Here is a 21,487-nt window from a genome sequence, read left to right as displayed (position 1 = left end):
TATTGGCCGTCTTTACAAAACTCCGGAATTATTCCACCGCCATCAGCTTGCGGTATTCATCCCAGGCATACAAATCCGTCATGCCGCTGATATAGTCCTGGATAAGACGGCAGCGATAATAATATTCCATCACCGGCCATTCGGGAGAGTTGCGTTCCAGCTTACCAATCGCTTCGACATACGCCAGACGATGCCGGGTAGAGAGTTTTTGATAAAGCCGCGATTCGATGGGTATTCTGCGCACGCGCTCGTGTTCCACCAGTTCGCTGAATTCATTGACCGACAGCTGAAGCAACGGGGAATAAATTTCCAGTAACCCACTGATTACCCGATAGCCCTGCAGCTCCAGCTGCTCGACATCCGGATGGCTGAATACATGCCGCATCGCCACATGTTTATAAAGCTCAAGGAGTTGACTGAAACTGCTGTCATCTTCCAGCAGCGCGTGGTTGAATTCCCCGCTGAAAATGAGCGGCAAATTATCAATAAAACGCGACGCCGCATACGGCACCAGTTTATTTAATGTATTGACCCGCAAATACATAAAGAACTGGTCTTCCGTACTGCGGCTTAATGTATTTGAGCGCGATTTTTCCCAGGCATTTTCGACAACCTGCGCAAACAGCGAACCTTTTTCATGGGTGCCCCAGGCCGCATAAAGATGCTGATAAAGCTCCTCGACGCTGAAGATTCTTTTCTCCACGGCATCTTCCAGATCGGCCACGCAATAGGAAATATCATCCGCGGCTTCCATAATCCAGGTCAATGGAAAGCGGCCGTTTGGCGTCAATGAAAGTTCTTTACGTAACCGTTCAATATAGGCCTCTTCGGAAAGGTAATAGCCCGGTTTTTTCATTAAATAGCTGTGGGACGCGGGCGTATCCCCCATCCACCACGCGGGGCGCGTATATTTCAGAATGCAGCCGACCTGTGCCCAAGTCAGGTTCATGCGCATCAGGGAATGGACCAGCCGGATCCCCTGCGCGTTGCCCTCGAAGTGACACAAATCCTGGCGCACTTTGCGGCGCAGGTCGTTCAGCCGCTCTTCACCTTCACGCAGGCGTAAATCGCGTACGATGCAGCGGTCATCGCTGAGGGGCTGGCTTACCGCATCCGAAGGATAAAGCCGCTGCTTAAACCAGTCATTGATCGCCGCCTCACCAAAGTGGCCGAAAGGCGGGTTGCCGATGTCATGCATCAGGCAGGCCATCTCAACGATGCTCTCGAAGGGCCCCGTCAGCTCGTCCAGACCATAGGCTTCCAGTAAACGCTGCTCTTTGAGACGGCTCAAAATCTCTTTGGCAATGTAGCGCCCGACCTGCTGCACTTCCATCGAGTGGGTTAAGCGCGTGCGCACCGCGGCGTTACGCTCCAGCGGGAACACCTGAGTTTTTTGCTGCAGACGGCGGATGGCAGGCGAGTTAACGATCCGCCCGCGATCGCTCTCGAAGATACGCAGGATCTCATGTTCGCTCTTGTCGCCCTGCGGCGAACGGAAACGTCGGTGCCAGTTAATTTTGGTTCGAAAATCGATTGGTGACATGTGCTCCCCCGCGTGAGAATGCGTTTCCCCTTAACCGCATGATAGACTATGCATCTTAACAAGGCACATCGCGAGTAAATCTATGAAAATCGGCATTATTGGTGCAATGGAAGAAGAAGTTACGCTGCTGCGTGACAAAATTGAGAACCGTCAGACCCTCTCTCTGGGAGGTTGTGAGATCTACACCGGCCAGCTGAACGGTGTTGACGTGGCTCTGCTGAAATCAGGCATCGGTAAAGTGGCTGCTGCGCTGGGTGCAACCCTGCTGCTTGAGCGCTGCAAGCCGGACGTGATCGTGAATACCGGCTCTGCGGGCGGCCTGGCGCCGACGCTGAAGGTGGGCGATATCGTTGTCTCCGACGAAGCGCGTTACCACGATGCCGACGTCACCGCGTTCGGTTACGAGTACGGCCAGCTCCCGGGCTGCCCTGCTGGTTTTAAAGCTGACGACAAGCTGATTGCGGCGGCAGAGACCTGCATCGCAGAACTCAACCTCAACGCGGTACGCGGTCTGATTGTCAGCGGTGATGCCTTCATCAACGGCTCCGTTGGGCTGGCGAAAATTCGTCATAACTTCCCTCAGGCGGTTGCCGTTGAGATGGAAGCGACCGCGATCGCTCATGTCTGCCATAACTTCAGCGTACCCTTCGTGGTGGTTCGCGCCATCTCTGACGTGGCAGACCAGCAGTCCCACATCAGCTTCGACGAGTTCCTGACCGTTGCGGCAAAACAGTCCACCGTGATGGTGGAGCGCCTGGTGCAGAATCTGGCACGTGGCTAAACATACCGTCAGGGCGCTGGCCGCCCTGCTTCTTCTCGCACCGCTGTGGCTCTATGCGTTACCGCGCGTGATTACCCTCTCTCCCGCAAATACTGAACTGGCATTTGCCGCCGGGATCACGCCCGTTGGCGTGAGTAGCTTTTCGGATTACCCACCGCAGGCCGCGGGTATTGAACAGGTGGCAACCTGGCAGGGGATGAACCTTGAGCGCATCGTGGCGCTTAAACCGGATCTCGTGCTGGCCTGGCGCGGCGGCAACGCCGAGCGGCAGGTCAACCAGCTCACCTCGCTTGGCATAAAGGTCATGTGGATTGATGCCGTCAGCATTGAGCAGGTCGCTCAGGCGCTACGCGCCCTGGCCCCCTATAGCCCTACGCCCAAAAAAGCCGAGGCTGCGGCGAAACAGATGCTGAGCGATTATGCCGCGCTGAAATCCCGATACGATACCCCTGTTAAAAAGCGCATCTTCCTGCAGTTTGGCAGCCAGCCGCTGTTTACCACCGGAAAAGGGTCGATTCAGAACCAGGTGCTGGAAGTCTGCGGCGGTGAAAACATCTTTGCTGCCAGCCGGGTACCCTGGCCGCAGGTGAGCCGCGAGCAGGTTCTGGCGCGCCAGCCGCAGGCCATCGTCGTGGTCGGAAATGCGAGCGAGATTCCTAAAATTGAACAATTCTGGCAAAGGCAGCTAAAAATTCCGGTGATCCCGCTCAACAGCGACTGGTTTGAACGCGCCAGCCCGCGTATTATCCTCGCCGCAAAACAGCTCTGTGCCGCGCTGGCAGAGAGTCACTAACATAAGACCCTTTTCGAGGATTTAACGATGCTCGTTTATTGGCTGGATATTCTTGGCACAGCCGTTTTTGCTATCTCCGGCGTCCTGCTAGCCGGAAAACTACGCATGGATCCGTTTGGCGTGCTGGTGCTCGGCGTGGTGACCGCAGTGGGAGGCGGGACAATCCGCGATATGGCGCTGGCGAATGGGCCGGTGTTTTGGGTGAAAGATCCTACCGATCTGGTGGTCGCGATGGTCACCTGTCTGTTAACCATTGTGCTGGTTCGCCAGCCCCGCCGCTTACCCAAGTGGATATTGCCGGTACTGGATGCCGTGGGTCTGGCCGTGTTTGTCGGTATTGGCGTCAACAAGGCGTTTAATGCGGGAACCGGTCCGATGGTGGCAATCTGCATGGGCGTATTAACCGGCGTGGGCGGTGGGATCATTCGCGACATTCTGGCGCGTGAAGTGCCGATGATCCTGCGTACTGAAATTTACGCAACGGCCTGCATCGTGGGCGGGATTGTTCACGCTACCGCGTACTACACCTTTGCCCTCCCGCTGGAAAATGCCGCGATGCTGGGGATGGTCGTGACGCTGGTGATACGCTTAGCGGCGATACGCTGGCACCTGAAGCTGCCGACGTTTGCGCTGGATGATAATGGCAGGTAAAAGCAAAACGGTAACCGCAAGGTTACCGTTTTGAGTATTTACGCCCTATCCCTGTGAGAAAGGGACGGAGTAACGGCATCAGCCCGCACTCTCTTAGATGCTGAACGAAGATCCACACCCGCAGGTGCTTGTCGCATTCGGGTTAGTGACCACAAAGCGCGAACCTTCCAGACCCTCGGTGTAATCCACCGAACCACCCACCAGATATTGCAGACTCATCGGGTCAACCACCAGCGCGACGCCCTGTTTCTCGATAGTCATATCGCCATCGTTAACCTGATCGTCAAAGGTAAAACCATACTGGAAGCCGCTGCAGCCGCCACCGGTAATATAGACACGCAGTTTCAGATCCGGATTGTCTTCGTCGGCAATCAGGACTTTCACTTTGTTGGCTGCTGCTTCGGTAAATTCGAGCGGTACAGCTACTACGTCATCACTCATCTTATGCTCCCATGAATACTGCTATTGGGTAAAATTCACCCAATTCTTTGTCTCATTATCTAATACCCTGGTAATTCATTCAAGTATTCTGCGTGGCGGCCCGTTCAGCCTCTTGTTTCGCCAGGGTACGCGCGAGGATGGTGGAGTATAACGGTTTTCCACCCAGGAACTGGGCTAATAGTGTCGCGCCGAGGCAGGTAATGATCATTGGCAAAATGAGCTGGTAATTGTCCGTCATCTCCAGCACCAGCACGATCCCGGTCAAGGGCGCACGCAGGGACGCGGCCAGCAGCGCCCCCATTCCGGCCACCGCAAAGGTCCCGGCTTCAAGGTGATAGGCGGGAAAACCCACTTCAGCCGCCATACCAAATGCGGTCCCGAGCAGCGTACCCAGCGCCAGCATCGGGGCAAAAATCCCGCCGGGCGCGCCGGAAGAGAAGCACAGTACCGTCGTGATAACCCGGGAAATAAACATAAACAGCAGCAGACCCACGCTGAAATTCCCCGCCGCCGCAATGGGAATCAGCCCGAACCCGCCGCCTGCGGCATTCGGCTCGATAAACCCGAGTACGCCGCACATTCCGCCCAGCAGACCGCCCATCAGCACCCATTTCGTGGTGTTCCCGCCGTGAATGCGCTGGAACATATCCTGAGCGCGCAGGATAAAGGTGTTAAACAGCGGCCCCACCACGCCAAAAATCATGCCGAGGATCAGGTAAAGCCACAGGGTATTGACCGGCGCGTTGGTGAGTTTACCCACCTCAATGACCGCGCCCTCGCCATTAAAGATGCGAAACACGATGCTCGACATAATGACGCCGGTAAACACCGCTTTAATCGAGATCAGGTTGTAGCGGAACTGCGCGCGCATCTCTTCAATAATAAACAAAATGCCCGCCAGCGGCGCGTTAAACGCGGCGGAAAGCCCCGCCGCCGCGCCGGTTGCCAGCAGCGTATGGCGCGCTTCGGCGCTTCGCATCCGAAACAGATCGCCCACCATGCGGCCGACGTTCCCCCCCAGCTGTACCGTGGGTCCTTCCCGTCCAAGCACCATTCCCGCGCCCAGAGTCCCCATGCCGCCGATGAACTTAACCGGAATCACCCGCCACCAGCGCACCGGACGCAGCTCCTCGAGCGCGCCCTCAATTTCCGGGATGCCCGATCCCCCCGCCTCCGGCGCGAATTTACGCACCAGAAAATACCCCACCATGGCAAACAGCGCGGACAGCCCGAATGCCCACACCCAGACCAGCCATTCGCTGTCGGCGAAACCGGCCACGGTGCCCACTCGCCAGTTGAGTACGGCATTAACCGCTTTTTCAAACGCCACGCCAACCAGGCCCGCGAGAGTACCCACCACGGCAGCGGCCAGCAGGATCGCCAGCGGCGTTTTATCGCGATTGAGCAGCCGCCGAATGCTGATTCGGTGCTGGGCGCGCGTAAACTGTTGTTCTTCAAAAGACGGAGAATCTGATTTCATGTCCTGTTCTTATTTGTCACACAAAAAGCCGCGAGGATTTTACCAGAGACGGCCCCACCGTCTCCTGAAAATTACTTAACAAATCTTAAAGCATTGCCCGGCTAAAAATTTCATAACCTTCCCCGAATCACATAGAATAGTGGGCTTAACCATTTTATTCGAACCAGGAACGACGCCATGAGCAAGTCTGAAAACCTCTACAGTGCAGCCCGCGAGCTTATTCCGGGTGGCGTGAACTCACCTGTGCGCGCCTTCACCGGCGTGGGCGGTACGCCGCTGTTTATCGAACGTGCTGACGGCGCGTATCTGTATGATGTCGATGGCAAAGCCTATATCGATTATGTAGGTTCCTGGGGACCGATGGTGCTGGGTCACAACCACCCTGCCATTCGTAACGCGGTGATTGAAGCCGCCCAGCGCGGCCTGAGCTTCGGTGCGCCAACCGAAATGGAAGTGAAAATGGCGGAGCTGGTGACCGAGCTGGTGCCTACCATGGACATGGTGCGTATGGTGAACTCCGGTACCGAAGCCACCATGAGCGCCATCCGCCTGGCGCGCGGTTTTACCGGTCGCGATAAAATCATCAAGTTCGAAGGCTGCTACCACGGTCATGCGGACTGCCTGCTGGTGAAAGCCGGTTCCGGCGCGCTGACGCTCGGCCAGCCGAACTCGCCTGGCGTACCGGCAGATTTCGCGAAGCACACCCTGACCTGCACCTACAACGATCTTGCTACCGTTCGCGCGGCGTTCGAGCAGTATCCGCAGGAGATCGCCTGCATCATCGTTGAGCCGGTTGCCGGCAACATGAACTGCATCCCACCGCAGCCTGACTTCCTGCCGGGCCTGCGCGCCCTGTGCGATGAGTTCGGCGCGTTGCTGATCATCGATGAAGTCATGACCGGCTTCCGCGTCGCGCTGGCGGGTGCCCAGTCTTACTACGACGTCGTGCCGGACCTGACCTGCCTCGGCAAAATCATCGGCGGCGGCATGCCGGTCGGCGCTTTCGGTGGTCGTAAGGACGTGATGGAAGCCCTGGCGCCAACCGGTCCGGTTTACCAGGCGGGCACGCTCTCCGGTAACCCCATCGCCATGGCGGCGGGCTTTGCCTGCCTGACCGAAGTGGCACAGCCGGGTATTCACGAAACCCTGACCGACCTGACCACGCAGCTGGCAAACGGTCTGCTGGAAGCCGCAGAAGAGGCCGGTATCCCTCTGGTGGTCAACCATGTGGGCGGCATGTTCGGGATTTTCTTCACCGATGCGAAAACCGTGACCTGCTATCAGGACGTGGTGAAGTGCGACGTTGAACGCTTCAAGCGCTTCTTCCACCTGATGCTGGAAGAAGGCGTGTACCTGGCGCCGTCCGCGTTCGAAGCGGGCTTTATGTCCGTGGCGCACAGCGAAGAAGATATCAATAACACCATCGACGCGGCGCGCAAGGTGTTTGCGAAGCTGTAAGATGTGCGGCTTGATGCCCTCACCCCACCCCTCTCCCACGGGGAGAGGGAGCAAACACAAAAACGGCAATCTAAGGATTGCCGTTTACTTTTATTACCGGCTCTGCTTTCTCAACAGATAAATAAAGTACGGCGCACCGATAAAGGTCGACAGCAGACCCGCCGGGATCTGATACGGGAACAGCACCATTCTTCCGCACCAGTCCGCAAACACCAGCATCATCCCGCCCGTCAGTGCCGACATCACAATATGCGGCATCGTCCGGCGGAACCCCATCATTCTGGCAATGTGCGGCGCCATTAATCCGACAAAACTCAGCGGTCCAATCGTCAGGGTTGCCACAGCCGTCAGGCACGCCGCCAGCAGCAGCAGGGCCACGCGCGCTGGCGTCAGCGCCATTCCCACCGCGCGCGCGGTTTCGCCGCCGAGCGGCAGAATGGTCATCCAGCGGCGGCACAGCGGCACCATCGCCAGCAGCACGAGCATCGCGATCCCGGACCAGACCACCTGGCTGCCGGTGGCGTTGTAGGTTGAGCCGGAAATCCAGGTCAGGATCTTCGCCATACGCGGATCGCCGCTGGCCTGCAGCATCATCAGCAGCATGGTAAACGCGGTGCTGAGCGCCATCCCGGCCAGCAGCATGCGGTGCGGTGAAAATCCGCCGCGACCGGCGGCAATAAGGATAATCATCAGCGTGACTGCCGCACCGATACTGCCGGCAGGCATCAGCCAGCCAAACGCATTCCCCGGCACAAAGAACAGCATCAGCACCACGCCAAAGGCGGCGCCAGAGCTGATCCCGAGCACTTCCGGGCTTGCCATCGGGTTGCCGGTCAGACGCTGAATAATGCACCCCGCCACCGCCAGCATTACCCCTGCGATCAGCGCAGCGAAGATACGCGGCCAGCGCCACTGCACCAGTTCATTGAGTAAATCCCCCGTCGCCCAGTGCCAGCCCACGGCATCGCGTCCAAATGAGAGCGCCGCAAACGAAGCGATAATCAGCACAGCCAGACCGGCAAGGCTAAACGACAGCACCGACCGACGTTCAGCGTAAACTTTATCGCCGGCGTCCATCGCCGGTGCGCTCATGCTGCGCAGGCGCGGGAGCAGCCACAGCAGCAGCGGCGCCCCGATAAGCGCGGTCACCGAGCCGGTGGACACTTCCCTCCAGACCTGCGCCAGCCAGAGAACAAGCTGATCGGAAAGCCAGAGGATCAGGGCCCCAATCAGCGGCGCCAGCATCAGACGCGCCAGCAGGCGACGCGCCCCGAGCATTTTCGCCAGCAGCGGCGCAAACAGGCCGATAAACCCGATGATGCCAACCGCGTTGACCAGCAGGGCGCTTAATACAATCGCCAGCGTCAGCGCCGCCAGACGAGCCAGCGACAGCGCCAGCCCCAGGTTACGCGCCACGCCATCATCCAGCCCCATGAGCGTCAGAGGGCGCAGGAGCAGCAGCGTCAGCACGACGCCGCCAGCCAGCTGCGGCCACAGGTGCAGGACAACGCTCCAGTCGGTTTGGGTGAGCGTGCCGGTACTCCACAGGAACATGCTTTGCAGCCGATCGTGATGGAACAGCACCAGCAGCTGGTTAATCGCCCCGCAGTACAGGCTCACCACCAGCCCGGCCAGAATAAGCGTTACAGGAGAAAGGCGCTTGCCCCAGGCCACGCCAAAGACCAGCGCGCCCACCACGCACGCCCCCGCGAGTGCCGCAAACTGCGAGGTTAACGCTCCCGGCAGCGCCCACAGCGTGGTGATGGTGATCCCAAGCTGCGCGCCGGTCGCGACGCCGAGCGTGGTTGGCTCTGCCAGCGGGTTACGTAAAACCTGCTGGAACAGCACGCCCACCAGCCCTAAGCCGGCCCCGACCAAAAGGGAGATCGCCAGACGCGGCAGCAGGCTGTAGTGGAACAGCATCTGCTGAATATTGTCGATATCCGGCGAGGCCAGAGCGGCCCCCCACTGCGCGCGTGGTAAGGCCGCGGAGAGGTTGAATCCGGTTAATACCAGCGCAACCAGAAAAAGCAGGGATAACAGCAGCGCCGGGAAGCGGGCGATACGCGTACTCATGCTTTACCTCCCAGGGCGTTATCCAGCACGCGGGCAAAATGCATGGCCGACAGCGTCGCACCGTAGAACCAGACCGCCGGGGCGCGCTGGAAGCGCTTCTCGCGTACAAACGGCATCGCCTGCCAGAGCGGGGTCGCCATCAGGGTTTGCATGTCGCGTTCGTTACCATGGTCGAAACAGAGCACGTCCACATCGCGAAACGCCGCCAGACGATCGATACCCACGGCGGTACTGCCCCAGAAGGTCATCTCCCCTTCCCAGGCATTGCGAATGCCGAAGCTGTCCAGCACCTCCTGGAACAGACAGTTTTTACCGAAAACCAGCATATGGCGGGCATCCAGCAGCGTCACCATCAGCAGCGGACGATCGCCCCGGTGAGCAAAGCGCGGCTTCAGCGAGTCTATCAGGGCATCAAATTCGTCGAGATGCTTTTTGGCCTCCGCTTCGCGGTTGAGGAAATGCGCCATCTCGTTAATCGAGTTTTTCGCCACGGCCAGCGGTTTTTTACCGTCGCTGAAAGCAAATCCACGTCCTGGCGCAATGCGCGCCATAGTCTCCTCTGACGGGCCGTAGCCCGCTGACCAGAACAGGAACGAGGGTTTCATCTGGGTGAGCAGCTCAAGGTTTGGCTCCGTTCGCAGACCGACGTCGATTACCGAGTCCGGCAGCTTTGGCTCGTTCACCCAGAGGTTATAGTTAGGAATGTCCGCCACGCCATAGGGCGTGACGCCGAGCGCCATCATCAGTTCGACCGGCAGCCACTCCAGGGCCACAATACGGTGCGGATCGACGGCGGCGGCACGCGCCGTATTCATTTTTAACAGCAGCGGCGAGAGCGCCATCGCCGTCAGCAGGCGACGGCGGCTAATGCGTGTGTTATTCAGCATCAGTAGACAAAGCTCACCGGTGCAGCCCCGGCCGGGTGAGGCAGAATACCCATCGGAATACCGTAAATATGTTCCAGCGTTTCGCTGCGCATCAGCTCGGCCGGTGTCCCCTGGGCAATCATCTCGCCCCCGCGCAGCGCGACGAGGTAGTCACAATAGCGCGCGGCCATGTTGATATCGTGCAGGACCGCAATGACCGTCAGGCCACGCTGCTGGCTCAGGCGATGCACCAGCGCCAGGACGTCGACCTGATGGGCGATATCCAGCGCAGAGGTCGGTTCATCCAACAGCAGACAGCGGCTGTCCTGCGCCACCAGCATCGCGATCCACGCGCGCTGACGTTCGCCGCCGGACAGGCTATCCACCAGACGGTGCGCCAGCGGTTTTAGCCCGACCAGCGCAATCGCCTCTTCCACCTTCTCTCTGTCGGCGACGCCGAAGCGCCCAAGCACACCGTGCCACGGATAACGCCCAATCGCCACCAGCTCACGCACCGTCATCCCTTCCGCCTGCGGCAGCTGCTGCGGCAGATAGGCCACTTTGCGGGCAAAGGCTTTACTGCTCCAGCTCTCCAGCGGTTGGTCATCCAGCAGAATATCGCCTTCTGAAGGCGGCTGATGGCGCCCCAGCATCTTGAGCAGCGTGGATTTACCGGAACCGTTGTGACCAATCAGTCCCGTCACTTTACCGGCCGGAAACGTCAGAGAGAGCGGATGCAGCAGCGTGCGCCCGGGTACGCGAAAGGAGAGATGGTTGAGCGTAAAGGTGGTGTCGGGTTGCGTTTGAATGTCCTGCATATCAGCCAACTTAAATAAAAAGGGCACGGCGAACCGTGCCCGAAGAGAGATTAGAAGCGGAAGGTCGCGGTGGCAACAACCTGACGTTCAGCACCCCAGAAGCAGCCGTAGGTATTGAAGCAGCTGGCAACGTACTCACGATCGAACAGGTTGTTCACGTGCAGCGCCACGTTTGAGCCAGCCAGTCCAACGCGTGCCAGATCGTATCTGACCAGCGCATCGACAACGGTGTAGCTGCCCACCTTGAAGGAGTTCGCCGGATCGCCATAGCTTGAGCCCGTGTAACGCACGCCGGAACCCAGCGTCAGACCAGACAGCGCACCGTCAAACAGGGTGTAATCGCCCCACAACGATGCCATGTGTTTTGGCACCTGAGCAGGCGTGTTGCCTTTGTAGGTGGTGTCCGTGGTGTATTCCGCATCGGTGTAGGTATAAGACCCCACCAGGTTGACGCTCGCAGACAGGGCCGCTTTCGCTTCCAGTTCTACGCCACGCGCGCGGATTTCACCGCCCTGAACCGAGAAGAAGGAGCCCGCCGGGTCCGCCATCAGGTTGTTGGTTTTGGTCAGCTGGTACAACGCGCCGGTGACGACGATCGGACGATCGTTCGGCACGTATTTCACGCCCGCTTCGTACTGTTTGCCTTTAGACGGCGAGAACAGCTTGCCCTGGGCATCGGTCTGCGAAGCCGGTTCAAACGATTCGCTGTAGCTAAAGTACGGAGTTACGCCGTTATCAAACAGATAGTTAACGCCACCGCGCCAGGTGAACTGGGTATCATCACGTTTGGAGGTGGTGTTCGTCACGCGGTTGTAGGATTCCTGATCGGCCCAGTCATAACGGCCGCCCAGGGTTACCAGCACTTTATCCCACTGCGCCTGATCCTGAACGTACAGCCCCGTCTGTTTCTGACGGTTGAGGATCTGATATGGACCGGAGGTCGCGGGATCTTTTGAGCCGAAATCAAAATCGCTGTTCACCGGATTGTAGAGATCCAGCAGCGGAACAGAGTCGTCGTAACCGAACCAGGAGTTGATGTCATTTCGCATGCGCATAAAGTCAACGCCGGTCAGCAGGACGTGGTCCACCTCGCCGGTTGAGAATTTGCTCTGCAGCTGGGTATCAACGGTAAAGTTCTGCAGCTTTTCGTTATCGACAACGTATTTACGCGCAAGATAATGGCCTTTGTCCGATGGCGCTAGCGCGGCACACTGTTTGTTGCCGCTGTTTGCCGGGTCGGTACAGACGCCATAACCGTATACGCTGTTTTGCGAGGTTTTGTTCTCGGCAAAGCGCAGGTTCTGACGCACGGTAAAGGTATCGTTGAACTCGTGGTCGAAGCTGTATCCCACCATTTTCTGGTTACGGGAATAGGTATTGTTCTTCGCGCCTTCGTTGAAGTTCGTCGGCAGACGATCGCCGTTCGGCAGCGGCTCAACCGTTCCCTCTTTTGGCAGCCAGCCGTAGTAGCCCGTTTCAGGCTCGTTCTGGAAGTAGGAGAGGAACGTGAAGGTGGTTTTATCATCCGGACGCCAGGAGAACGATGGCGCGATGGCGTAACGCTGCTCTTCCGCACGCTCCTGCTGGGCGTTATTAGAACGCGCAACGCCCGTTAAGCGATAAGAGTAAACGCCGTCGTCGTCGATCGCATCGCTAAAGTCAAACCCGGTCTGGAACAGGCTATCCGTGCCGACTTTGAACTGGATCTCTTTCAGCGGCTCGGTTGTTGGGCGCTTACTGACCATGTTCAGCAAGCCGCCCGGGCTGCTTTTGCCGTACAGAACGGAAACCGGACCGCGCATGATCTCGGCGCGCTCCAGCATATAAGGATCAATCACCGCGTCGTTATAGAAGTTCCCCTGCATTTTCATGCCGTCGAGGTAGTTATTCTGCGTCTGACCATCGGCCGCGAAGCCGCGAATGATCAAATAGTCATAGGTGTTAGACGCGCCGCGCGTGCCTACCGCAACGCCCGGCGTATAGCTCAGGGCTTCTTTCACCGAGCGCGGCTGATGCAGCGCCATCTCTTCGGCCGTGACCACAGAAATAGACTGCGGAACCTTTTGAATAGGGGTATCCGTTTTGGTTCCGGTCGCGGATTGCCGTGCGGCGATGGTCGCAGCAGGCCCCCAGGCACTTTCCTGTGCCGCAGGTGCTGCGGTTACCGTAATGGTTTCTTCTTTTTTCGGGGTTTCGGCCGCGTGAGCATAAGCAGACATGCCGGCAACCGCTGTGGCGACGACGACCGCGAGCTTACGCAGCGACGTATTCATTGGCTGAGCAGTATTGGAAAGCGCCATGTTGAATCTCTGATGTGAAAGTGAATGATAACGTAAACGAGAATTATTATTATGAGCGCCAGAATAATATGCGAAACGCTGGTTGCATAGCAAGCAGTAAGCGGCCCTATGAGAATTAAGGGTTTAAGAAATCATCAAGAGAAAACGAAGGGTTAATCAGAATTAAAGCGAGGGTTAACGAAATGAGGTTTACGGGTAAAAAAAGCCCCCTTCCAGGGAAGAGGGCTTTGAAAGCTTAGTTACCGCCGAACATGTCTTTAATCCAGCCCGCGACACCGTCGCTGTCTTTCTTCTCATTCTGCTGCTGCGGCTGTTGCTGCTGCGGCTGCTGTGGTTGAGAAGAATGGTCGAACGGGTTACCCGTTGGCTGTTCTGGCTGGCTTTGCTGGCACAGCGAGTCCGGGTTTGCGGTCCAGACAGGCAGCGTACGCATTCCACCGCCGCAGACGAAGTTACCGGAGCTGTCCACGCCCATATCAACGATATCTTCCGGCGCGACCAGATTCAGCGGCACAGGAGACTGATTCGCCAGATAGCGCTGGTAAATCGACATCGCCCCGCTCGCGCCGTACAGCTTGGTCGGCTGGTTGTTGTCGCGGCCTACCCAGGTGATCACCACTTCGCGGCCATCAATACCGGCAAACCAGGTATCGACGTTGTTGTTGGTGGTTCCGGTTTTACCCGCCAGATGCAGACCCGGATACTTCGCGCCAAGCTGACGCCCGGTACCGCGCTGCACGACCTGCTGCATCGTCCACAGCGTCATATAGGCGGCCTGAGCAGGAACGGCACGCTCCGCCTGCGGGAAGCTCTGATACAGCACGGAACCATCTTCGGCAATCACCGAACGTAGGGCAGACAGCGGCGCGCGGTTGCCCCCGCTGGCAATGGTCTGGAACGCCTGCGCCACTTCGATCGGCGTCAGGTTAAGCGCGCCGAGGATCATCGCCGGCACCGGGTGCAGCTGATCTTTCGACACGCCCAGTTTTTGCCAGGTATCGACAATCGCCGGCAGTCCCAGCGACATGCCCAGGTTCACCGTTGGCACGTTCATGGAACGGGTCAACGCATCCACCAGCATGACCTGGCCGCTGAACTGTTTATCATCGTTCTGCGGTGACCAGACCTGGCCGTTAGGCTGGCGCAGGGAGATCGGCGCATCCGCAATCCAGGTATTCAGGCGATACTGATTTGGCTGGCTCAGGGCTGTGAGGTAGGTTGCCGGTTTTGCCAGAGAGCCGATTGAGCGACGCGCCTGCATGGCGCGGTTGTAGCCTGCAAACTGCGGCTCGGCACCGCCCACCATGGCGCGAACTTCACCGGAGTTACGGTCAACCACCACCATCGCGGTTTCCAGATCGCTCAGCTTGCGCTGTTTCTTCAGCGCCGGAATGCCCTCAACGGCCGCTTTTTCGGCCGCATCCTGTGCCACGGAGTCAAAGGTGGTGAAGATCTTCACGCCGGAGAGATCTTTGACCTTATCACCGAGCTTGCTTTGCAGCTCCTGACGCACCAGCTGCATAAACGCAGGCTGAGGCGAAATCACGCCACCGCGCGGCTGAACGCCTAGCGGACGCGCGCTCAGCATGTCGTACAGCTCCTGGTCAATCACCTGCTGCTGTTGCAGCAGACGCAGAACGAGGTTACGACGCTCCAGCGCCAGTTTCGGGTTACGCCACGGGTTATAGATGGACGCCCCTTTCACCATGCCCACCAGCAGCGCCTGCTGGTCCAGGCTCAGCTCTTCCACCGGACGGCCAAAGTAGTACAGGCTCGCCAGCGGGAAGCCGCGGATTTCGTTATCGCCGCTCTGACCGAGGTACACCTCGTTCATGTACAGCTCAAGGATACGATCCTTGCTATAGCGCGCATCCATCAGCACGGCCATGTAGGCTTCGTTCGCTTTACGCCAGTAAGAGCGTTCGCTGGAGAGGAACAGGTTTTTCACCAGCTGCTGGGTCAGCGTACTCGCTCCCTGCACGGTACGACCGGCAGTCAGGTTAGCCAGCACCGCACGACCAATCGAGTAGAGGCTAATGCCATCGTGCTCGTAGAAGTGACGGTCTTCGGTTGCCAGCAGGGTATCAACCAGCAGATCCGGGAAGCCGTTACGCGCCACGAACAGGCGCTGCTCGCCGTTTGCTGACGAAAGCATGGTGATCAGACGCGGATCGAGGCGGAAGAAACCGAACTGACGGTTGTTATCCATGTTCTCGATGGTGTCCAGACGATCGCCGTCAAAGGTCAGACGCGCGCGCACCTGCCCCTCTTTGCTGTCCGGGAAATCAAACGGACGACGGATCATCTCAATGCTGTTGGACTGCACGGTAAATTCGCCAGGACGGGTCATTTTAGACACCTGACGATACTGGGTGGCTTCCAGCAGTTTGACCATCTCGTTCTTCGTGATGGACATATCTGGCTCAAGGTTCACCATACGGCCATACACTGCCGCAGGTAGCTGCCAGACTTTACCGTCGATACGGCTGCGGATCTTCTGATCCAGATACACGCCGTAAATCGCCATCAGCACGACAAAAACAATAAACAGCTTCAGCAGCAGCCAGAACCAGCCGCGTTTGCCCCGAGGCTTACGCCCTTTGCCTTTTCCATTACGCGGCATCGGTTCTTCATCCTCATAATCGTCTTCATAGTCATCGTCATAGTCCTCATCTCTGAGGCGACGACGGCTTACCTTTTCTTTCGCCGGACGCGTTGGTTTTCCCTTACGTCCTATTGGCTCGCGGTCATTCCCCGCCATGCTTTTTCTCCGCAACTTTCAGGCGCAAAGGCCAGATTTTCTTTTCTTTCACAGGCCTGTGAAAGAAGAAATCTCTCAAAATTTGTTTTCTCCCTCTCCCCGTGGGAGAGGGCCGGGGTGAGGGCATCAGGCCGCACTCCCCTTTTACGAATATTTCTTCGTTCGCCGCGTCGGCGCCGTATTCGCCGGATCGTCCGGCCAGACATGTTTGGGATATCGCCCCTTCATCTCTTTCTGCACTTCACGGTAGCTTCCCGCCCAGAACGCCCCCAGATCTCGGGTGATTTGTAATGGACGATGCGCAGGCGACAGCAGCTCAAGCACTAACGGCACACGCCCTTCCGCAATGGACGGCGTGGTGGCTTCACCAAACATCTCCTGCATCCGAACCGCCAGCGCCGGCGGATTATCCTCATGATAACGGATGGCAATCCTGCTTCCGGTCGGCACAGTGTAATGCCCTGGCAGTTCACTATCCAGACGTTGACGTAATGACCAGTCCAGTAAATTCTGTAACGCGGTCTTAACATCAAGCGCCTTAAGGGCTCGCAGAGTGTGTACGCCGCTCATTTGCGGCAGTAGCCAGCGCTCAAGCGTAGCGAGCAGCGTCTCGTCATCCACCGCAGGCCAACCGTATTCCGGTAGCCACTTCGCGGCACAGTGCAGACGAATGCGGTACTGCTCCGCTTCCGGCGTCCAGTTCAGGGCGCTCAGCCCTTTTTCCCGAATTCCGTTCAGCATCGCCTGGTGAAGCTCGTCTTCCGACGGCTTCGCCAGCGGCTTCGTTCCTAACGTCAGCTTGCCAATCTGGCTGCGACGAAAGGCCTTCAGCGTGCCCTGGGCGTCATCCCATTCCACGGTATCAGATTGCTGAAGCAGCTGCGGACAGGCACGCGTCAGGGCGTCAATCTCTACGGCAATCGCCTGCAGGATACGCGCATCCGGAGAATGGCTGCCCTGCAGCAGCAGCGGGGCGATCAGCCATTCGTGACGCGTCAGCGCATCATCGCTGTCCAGCATCGCCCCCATGCCGTTTGCCAGCTGGTAGCGACCGTCCAGCCCGCGCCGACGCGCGATCCTGTCCGGGAAGGCTTGGGCCAGCAGGAAGGCAATTTTATCGCTGTCAGGCGCACCTCCCCGGCTATTCAGGCGTTTACACAGCTGCTGCGCACGCTGCTGCCAGTTCCCCTGGCTGCGCGAAAACGCCTGCCCCAGATCGCTGCTGCCACCGCGAGGCGGCTCCTCAAGAATAGCCGCCAGTTTTGCCGCCGTGGCAATTTCATCATCCCCTTGCGCGGCCACCAGCATCGCGGCCAGACGCGGATCGTTGCCCAGCGCCGCCATTTTCTGACCGCGCGCCGTCAGACGCTCGCCTTCCAGCGCGCCGAGCTGAGTCAGCAGGGTGCGCGCAGCGGTGAGGTTTACGACAGGAGGAGGATTAAGCCAGGTGAGCAGCTCAGGGTTCGGGCAGCCCCACTGGAGCAGATCCATCACCAGACCAGACAAATCGCTTTGTAAAATTTCCGGCGTGCTTTGCTGTGCGGCGCGTTCAGCCTGTTCCGCGCTGGTCAAATGCAGGCATATGCCCGGCTCAAGACGCCCCGCGCGGCCCGCGCGCTGCACCATCGACGCCTGGCTGATGCGCTGCGTCAGGAGTTTAGTCAGCCCGGTACGCGGATCAAAGCTTGCCACCCTCTCCTGCGCGCTATCCACCACCAGGCGAATCCCTTCAATGGTCAAACTGGTCTCAGCAATGTTGGTTGCCAGCACCACCTTGCGCTGCCCCGCCGGGGCCGGAAGGATGGCTTTACGCTGATCCTGTAGCGACAACGCGCCGTAGAGCGGGCAAAGCAGCACGTCGCCGCCTACGCGGGTAGAAAGCTGCTCCTGCACGCGCTGGATTTCGCCCACGCCGGGCAAAAACAGCAGCAGGGAACCCGCTTCCTGGCGCAGCAGCTCAGCGGTGGCAATGGCGACGGCCTCGTCTAAACGCTGATGGGAGGGAAGCGGCTGATAGCGGCGTTCAACCGGAAACGCCCGCCCTTCCGAGCTGATGACCGGCGCATCGGGTAATGCCTGTCGTAGCCGCTCGTTATCCAGCGTGGCCGACATAATAAGCAGCCGGAGATCGTCGCGCAGCCCCTGCTGCACGTCCAGCAACAGCGCGAGGGCCAGATCCGCCTGCAGGCTGCGCTCGTGGAATTCATCGAGGATCACCAGCCCGACGCCGGTCAGCTCAGGATCGTTTTGCAGCATGCGGGTGAGAATACCCTCGGTGACCACTTCAAGACGCGTGGTCGGGCCAACGCAGGTCTCGGCACGCATCCTGTAACCTACCGTTTCGCCCGGTTTTTCATTCAGCAGTTCCGCCAGACGCTGCGCCACGTTGCGCGCGGCCAGCCTACGCGGCTCCAGCAGGATAATTTTCCCGCTGATGTTTCCGTCTTTCAGAATCTGCAGCGGCAGCCAGGTGGACTTGCCCGCGCCCGTAGGAGCATTCAGCAAAACCTGCGGGGCATGGTGTAAGGCAGCGAGAAGCTCAGGAAGAATGACGGCGACCGGCAATGAGGACACTAACAGCTCCAGAGGGTTAACATTAGTCGGCGTACATTGTAGCATCGGCGCATATCATTACCGAGTCCTCCGTATGCCTGAGTCGAAACGGCTGTTTTTTGCCATTGAATTGCCCACCTCCATACAGCGTCAAATTGTTCGCTGGCGTGCCGATTGCTTTCCGCCGGAAGCAGGCCGCCCTGTCGCTGCGGCCAACCTGCACCTGACGCTGGCCTTTTTGGGCGACGTCAGTGCCGAAAAACAGCGGGCGTTAGCCGCAATGGCCGGGCGTATTGCCCAGCCGGAATTTACGCTGCACCTCGACGACGCGGGCCAGTGGCCGCGTTCGCGCGTGGTGTGGCTGGGAACGCGCCAGCCGCCGCGCGGATTATTGCAGCTGGCGAGTATGCTGCGCGCCCAGGCGGCGCGCAGCGGCTGTTATCAGAGCCCACAGCCGTTTCATCCACATATCACGCTGCTGCGCGATGCCGGTCAGGCCGTTGCCATCCCGCCGCCGGGTTTTCACTGGGCCTTTCCGGTCAACGCATTCGCGCTTTACGAATCCGTCTTTGCACAGGGACGCACCCGCTATACGCCGCTACAGCGCTGGACGCTGGGCAACACCGAAAGGAATTCCGATGAAGTTTAGTCCTCCCCTGCAGCACGCCACGCTTATCCAACGCTACAAACGCTTCCTCGCCGACGTGATTACCCCCGAAGGGGTTCAGCTCACCCTGCACTGCCCCAATACCGGCGCCATGACGGGGTGCGCGACGCCGGGTGACAGAGTCTGGTATTCCACATCAGAAAATAGTAAACGCAAATATGCCCATACCTGGGAAGTGACCGAAACGCAAAACGGGGCATTTATTTGCGTCAATACCCAGCGCGCAAATCAGCTGGTTAAGGAAGCGCTGACCCTTGGCACCATTCCCGAACTGGTAGGATATGGCACCCATAAAAGTGAAGTGAAATATGGCGATGAAGGCAGCAGAATTGACTTCATGTTACAGGCGGAAGACAGGCCCGAGTGCTATATTGAAGTAAAATCAGTGACGTTAGCGGAACAGGAAAATGGCTACTTCCCGGATGCGGTAACGCTACGTGGCCAGAAGCATCTGCGAGAGCTAATGAGTGTTGCGGCGGCGGGCAAACGCGCCGTATTGCTGTTTGCGGTGTTGCATTCAGCCATTGAACGTTTCTCCCCTGCCCGCCATATTGATCCTAAATACGCGCAATTGTTGAATGAGGCACAAAAGCAGGGGGTAGAGGTTTTCGCTTATAAAGCGGAACTTTCTGCCGATAATATGACTCTGAGATCCTCTCTTCCCATTGTCTTATAAGGGATTAGACGATTGTCGAATAAGTGTTCTGGCCGCGTGCGCAAATACGCTTTTCCTCACAGGCTTGTCAAGTGTTACGTTTAGATAATTGCCATACGGAAAAGCATCTGCTATTTATAGCGACCTGATTTTTCCCCCAACACGGGGATCGATAGTGCGTGTTAAGGAGAAGCAACATGCAAGAAGGGCAAAACCGTAAAACATCGTCCCTGAGTATTCTCGCCATCGCTGGGGTGGAGCCGTATCAAGAGAAGCCGGGCGAAGAGTATATGAACGAAGCCCAGCTGTCGCACTTCAAGCGTATTCTTGAAGCATGGCGTAATCAACTCAGGGATGAAGTCGATCGCACCGTTACTCATATGCAGGATGAAGCTGCTAACTTCCCGGATCCGGTAGACCGTGCCGCTCAGGAAGAAGAGTTCAGCCTCGAACTGCGTAACCGTGACCGCGAACGCAAACTGATCAAAAAGATCGAGAAAACGCTGAAAAAAGTCGAAGACGAAGATTTTGGCTACTGCGAATCCTGCGGTGTTGAAATCGGTATTCGTCGCCTGGAAGCGCGTCCAACCGCCGATCTGTGCATCGACTGTAAAACGCTGGCCGAAATCCGCGAAAAACAGATGGCCGGTTAATACCAGCGCTGTTTACACACTCTAAAGGCGGGAGTCTCTCCCGCCTTGTTACTGTTGATATGTCTGAATCACACTATATTGGGCGCTTCGCGCCATCTCCTTCCGGTGAATTACACTTCGGCTCATTAATTGCCGCGCTCGGCAGCTACCTGCAGGCTCGCGCCCGCCTGGGAAAATGGCTTGTCCGCATTGAAGATATTGACCCCCCGCGTGAAGTTCCCGGTGCTGCAGAGACGATTCTGCGTCAGCTGGAACATTACGGTCTTCACTGGGATGACGAGGTGCTCTGGCAGTCAAAACGTCACGATGCCTATCGGGAACGTCTGGCCTGGCTTCGCGATCGGGGACTTTCCTATAACTGCACCTGCACCCGCGCGCGTATCCAGAGCGTGGGTGGCGTCTATGACGGCCACTGCCGCACGCTTAATCTTCCCCCGGAAAATGCCGCCGTACGTATAAAGCAGCGCTCCCCGGTGACGCGCTTTACCGATCTCCTCTCCGGTGAGATTCATGCCGATGAACGCCTGGCGCGTGAGGATTTTATTATTCACCGCCGTGACGGCCTGTTTGCCTATAACCTGGCGGTGGTCGTCGACGATCGTTTTCAGGGCGTGACGGAAATTGTGCGCGGGGCGGATCTGGTCGAACCGACGGTGCGACAAATATCGCTGTATCACCAGTTTGGCTGGACGGCACCGGACTACATTCATCTGCCGCTGGCGGTCAATGCGCAGGGCTTTAAATTGTCAAAGCAGAACCACGCCCCGGCCCTGCCAGACGGCGATCCGCGTCCTGTTTTGATCGACGCGCTGCGATTTCTCAACCAGAATGTAACCAACGAATGGCAGGATCTGCGTATTGACGAACTGCTGAAAATGGCCGTTGCCAACTGGACGCTCGCGGCAGTGCCAAAAATCCAGCATTCTCAAATGCGTTGCGCTGAGCTATGATTAGCCGCTTTTTTCATAACAAAACACACTACGAGGTGTAC

Annotated in this window: 17 protein-coding genes; 8 read left to right on the top strand and 9 right to left on the bottom strand. The window is 58.0% G+C overall.

Going from position 1 to position 21,487, the window contains the following annotated elements; genetic code table 11:
- Positions 1–28: 28 nt before the first annotated feature.
- Positions 29–1,543 carry a dGTPase gene (gene dgt, locus ACMWLG_RS09985; RefSeq protein WP_045401099.1) on the bottom strand — a complete coding sequence of 505 codons (1,515 nt, stop codon included), beginning with the start codon at positions 1,541–1,543 and terminating at the stop codon, positions 29–31.
- An 82-nt stretch (positions 1,544–1,625) separates the two neighbouring features.
- Here dgt and mtnN point away from each other — a divergent pair, with 82 nt between their 5' ends.
- From mtnN to ACMWLG_RS09970, 3 genes are read left to right on the top strand one after another with little or no spacing between them, the layout of a single operon-like run.
- Positions 1,626–2,324: a 5'-methylthioadenosine/S-adenosylhomocysteine nucleosidase gene (mtnN, locus tag ACMWLG_RS09980; protein WP_014882620.1), complete on the top strand. Its 699-nt coding sequence runs from the start codon at positions 1,626–1,628 to the stop codon at positions 2,322–2,324.
- Entirely contained in the window at positions 2,317–3,117 is an 801-nt protein-coding gene (gene btuF, locus ACMWLG_RS09975) for a vitamin B12 ABC transporter substrate-binding protein BtuF (protein ID WP_045355180.1), read from the top strand. The genes mtnN and btuF overlap by 8 nt, the downstream gene beginning before the upstream one ends.
- Positions 3,118–3,144: 27 nt before the next feature.
- A complete protein-coding gene (locus ACMWLG_RS09970) occupies positions 3,145–3,768 on the top strand; it encodes a TRIC cation channel family protein (protein WP_023310447.1) in 624 nt (207 codons plus the stop codon).
- A 93-nt stretch (positions 3,769–3,861) separates the two neighbouring features.
- Here the strand turns inward: ACMWLG_RS09970 and erpA are convergent, their stop codons facing one another.
- Together erpA and clcA are read right to left on the bottom strand one after the other, a co-directional pair.
- The gene (gene erpA / locus ACMWLG_RS09965; protein WP_023310446.1) at positions 3,862–4,209 is read right to left on the bottom strand and encodes an iron-sulfur cluster insertion protein ErpA; all 348 of its coding nucleotides are present in this window, start codon (positions 4,207–4,209) and stop codon (positions 3,862–3,864) included.
- A gap of 79 nt (positions 4,210–4,288) precedes the next feature.
- A complete protein-coding gene (clcA, locus tag ACMWLG_RS09960; protein WP_039260615.1) occupies positions 4,289–5,689 on the bottom strand; it encodes a H(+)/Cl(-) exchange transporter ClcA in 1,401 nt (466 codons plus the stop codon).
- A 177-nt stretch (positions 5,690–5,866) separates the two neighbouring features.
- Here clcA and hemL point away from each other — a divergent pair, with 177 nt between their 5' ends.
- Entirely contained in the window at positions 5,867–7,147 is a 1,281-nt protein-coding gene (gene hemL, locus ACMWLG_RS09955) for a glutamate-1-semialdehyde 2,1-aminomutase (RefSeq protein WP_023310444.1), read from the top strand.
- A gap of 93 nt (positions 7,148–7,240) precedes the next feature.
- Here the strand turns inward: hemL and fhuB are convergent, their stop codons facing one another.
- The 6 genes from fhuB to hrpB form a co-directional block, all read right to left on the bottom strand.
- A complete protein-coding gene (fhuB, locus tag ACMWLG_RS09950) occupies positions 7,241–9,223 on the bottom strand; it encodes a Fe(3+)-hydroxamate ABC transporter permease FhuB (protein WP_045401095.1) in 1,983 nt (660 codons plus the stop codon).
- Positions 9,220–10,110, bottom strand: a complete 891-nt coding sequence (gene fhuD, locus ACMWLG_RS09945) for a Fe(3+)-hydroxamate ABC transporter substrate-binding protein FhuD (RefSeq protein ID WP_033144664.1) — start codon at positions 10,108–10,110, stop codon at positions 9,220–9,222. The genes fhuB and fhuD overlap by 4 nt, the downstream gene beginning before the upstream one ends.
- Positions 10,110–10,907: a Fe3+-hydroxamate ABC transporter ATP-binding protein FhuC gene (gene fhuC / locus ACMWLG_RS09940; protein WP_045401093.1), complete on the bottom strand. Its 798-nt coding sequence runs from the start codon at positions 10,905–10,907 to the stop codon at positions 10,110–10,112. Before fhuC ends, fhuD begins: the two co-directional genes overlap by 1 nt.
- 50 nt (positions 10,908–10,957) lie before the next feature.
- Positions 10,958–13,207 carry a ferrichrome porin FhuA gene (gene fhuA, locus ACMWLG_RS09935; protein ID WP_045401090.1) on the bottom strand — a complete coding sequence of 750 codons (2,250 nt, stop codon included), beginning with the start codon at positions 13,205–13,207 and terminating at the stop codon, positions 10,958–10,960.
- A 235-nt stretch (positions 13,208–13,442) separates the two neighbouring features.
- Positions 13,443–15,968, bottom strand: a complete 2,526-nt coding sequence (gene mrcB, locus ACMWLG_RS09930; protein WP_045401088.1) for a bifunctional glycosyl transferase/transpeptidase — start codon at positions 15,966–15,968, stop codon at positions 13,443–13,445.
- 144 nt (positions 15,969–16,112) lie between these two features.
- Positions 16,113–18,542: an ATP-dependent helicase HrpB gene (gene hrpB, locus ACMWLG_RS09925; protein ID WP_045401085.1), complete on the bottom strand. Its 2,430-nt coding sequence runs from the start codon at positions 18,540–18,542 to the stop codon at positions 16,113–16,115.
- A 73-nt stretch (positions 18,543–18,615) separates the two neighbouring features.
- On the opposite strand from hrpB, the gene thpR reads away from it, so the two are divergent.
- The 4 genes from thpR to gluQRS all read left to right on the top strand — a co-directional run bounded on the left by thpR (position 18,616) and on the right by gluQRS (position 21,446).
- On the top strand, positions 18,616–19,170 hold the full coding sequence (gene thpR, locus ACMWLG_RS09920) for an RNA 2',3'-cyclic phosphodiesterase (protein ID WP_045401083.1): 555 nt from the start codon (positions 18,616–18,618) through the stop codon (positions 19,168–19,170).
- Positions 19,160–19,864 (top strand): DNA/RNA nuclease SfsA, encoded by a 705-nt coding sequence (gene sfsA / locus ACMWLG_RS09915; RefSeq protein WP_045401080.1) that lies wholly within the window; start codon positions 19,160–19,162, stop codon positions 19,862–19,864. The genes thpR and sfsA overlap by 11 nt, the downstream gene beginning before the upstream one ends.
- A gap of 176 nt (positions 19,865–20,040) precedes the next feature.
- On the top strand, positions 20,041–20,496 hold the full coding sequence (dksA, locus tag ACMWLG_RS09910; protein WP_001155232.1) for an RNA polymerase-binding protein DksA: 456 nt from the start codon (positions 20,041–20,043) through the stop codon (positions 20,494–20,496).
- Positions 20,497–20,555: 59 nt separating this feature from the next.
- A complete protein-coding gene (gene gluQRS / locus ACMWLG_RS09905; RefSeq protein ID WP_045401077.1) occupies positions 20,556–21,446 on the top strand; it encodes a tRNA glutamyl-Q(34) synthetase GluQRS in 891 nt (296 codons plus the stop codon).
- The last annotated feature ends 41 nt before the right edge of the window (positions 21,447–21,487 follow it).

Origin of the sequence: Enterobacter sp. 01-M-02-SI-ECC, from assembly GCF_047530595.1 — a bacterium.
GTDB lineage: Bacteria > Pseudomonadota > Gammaproteobacteria > Enterobacterales > Enterobacteriaceae > Enterobacter > Enterobacter cloacae_M.
Note: the sequence above shows the minus strand (reverse complement) of the source record. Positions and strands in the feature narration are given on the sequence as shown.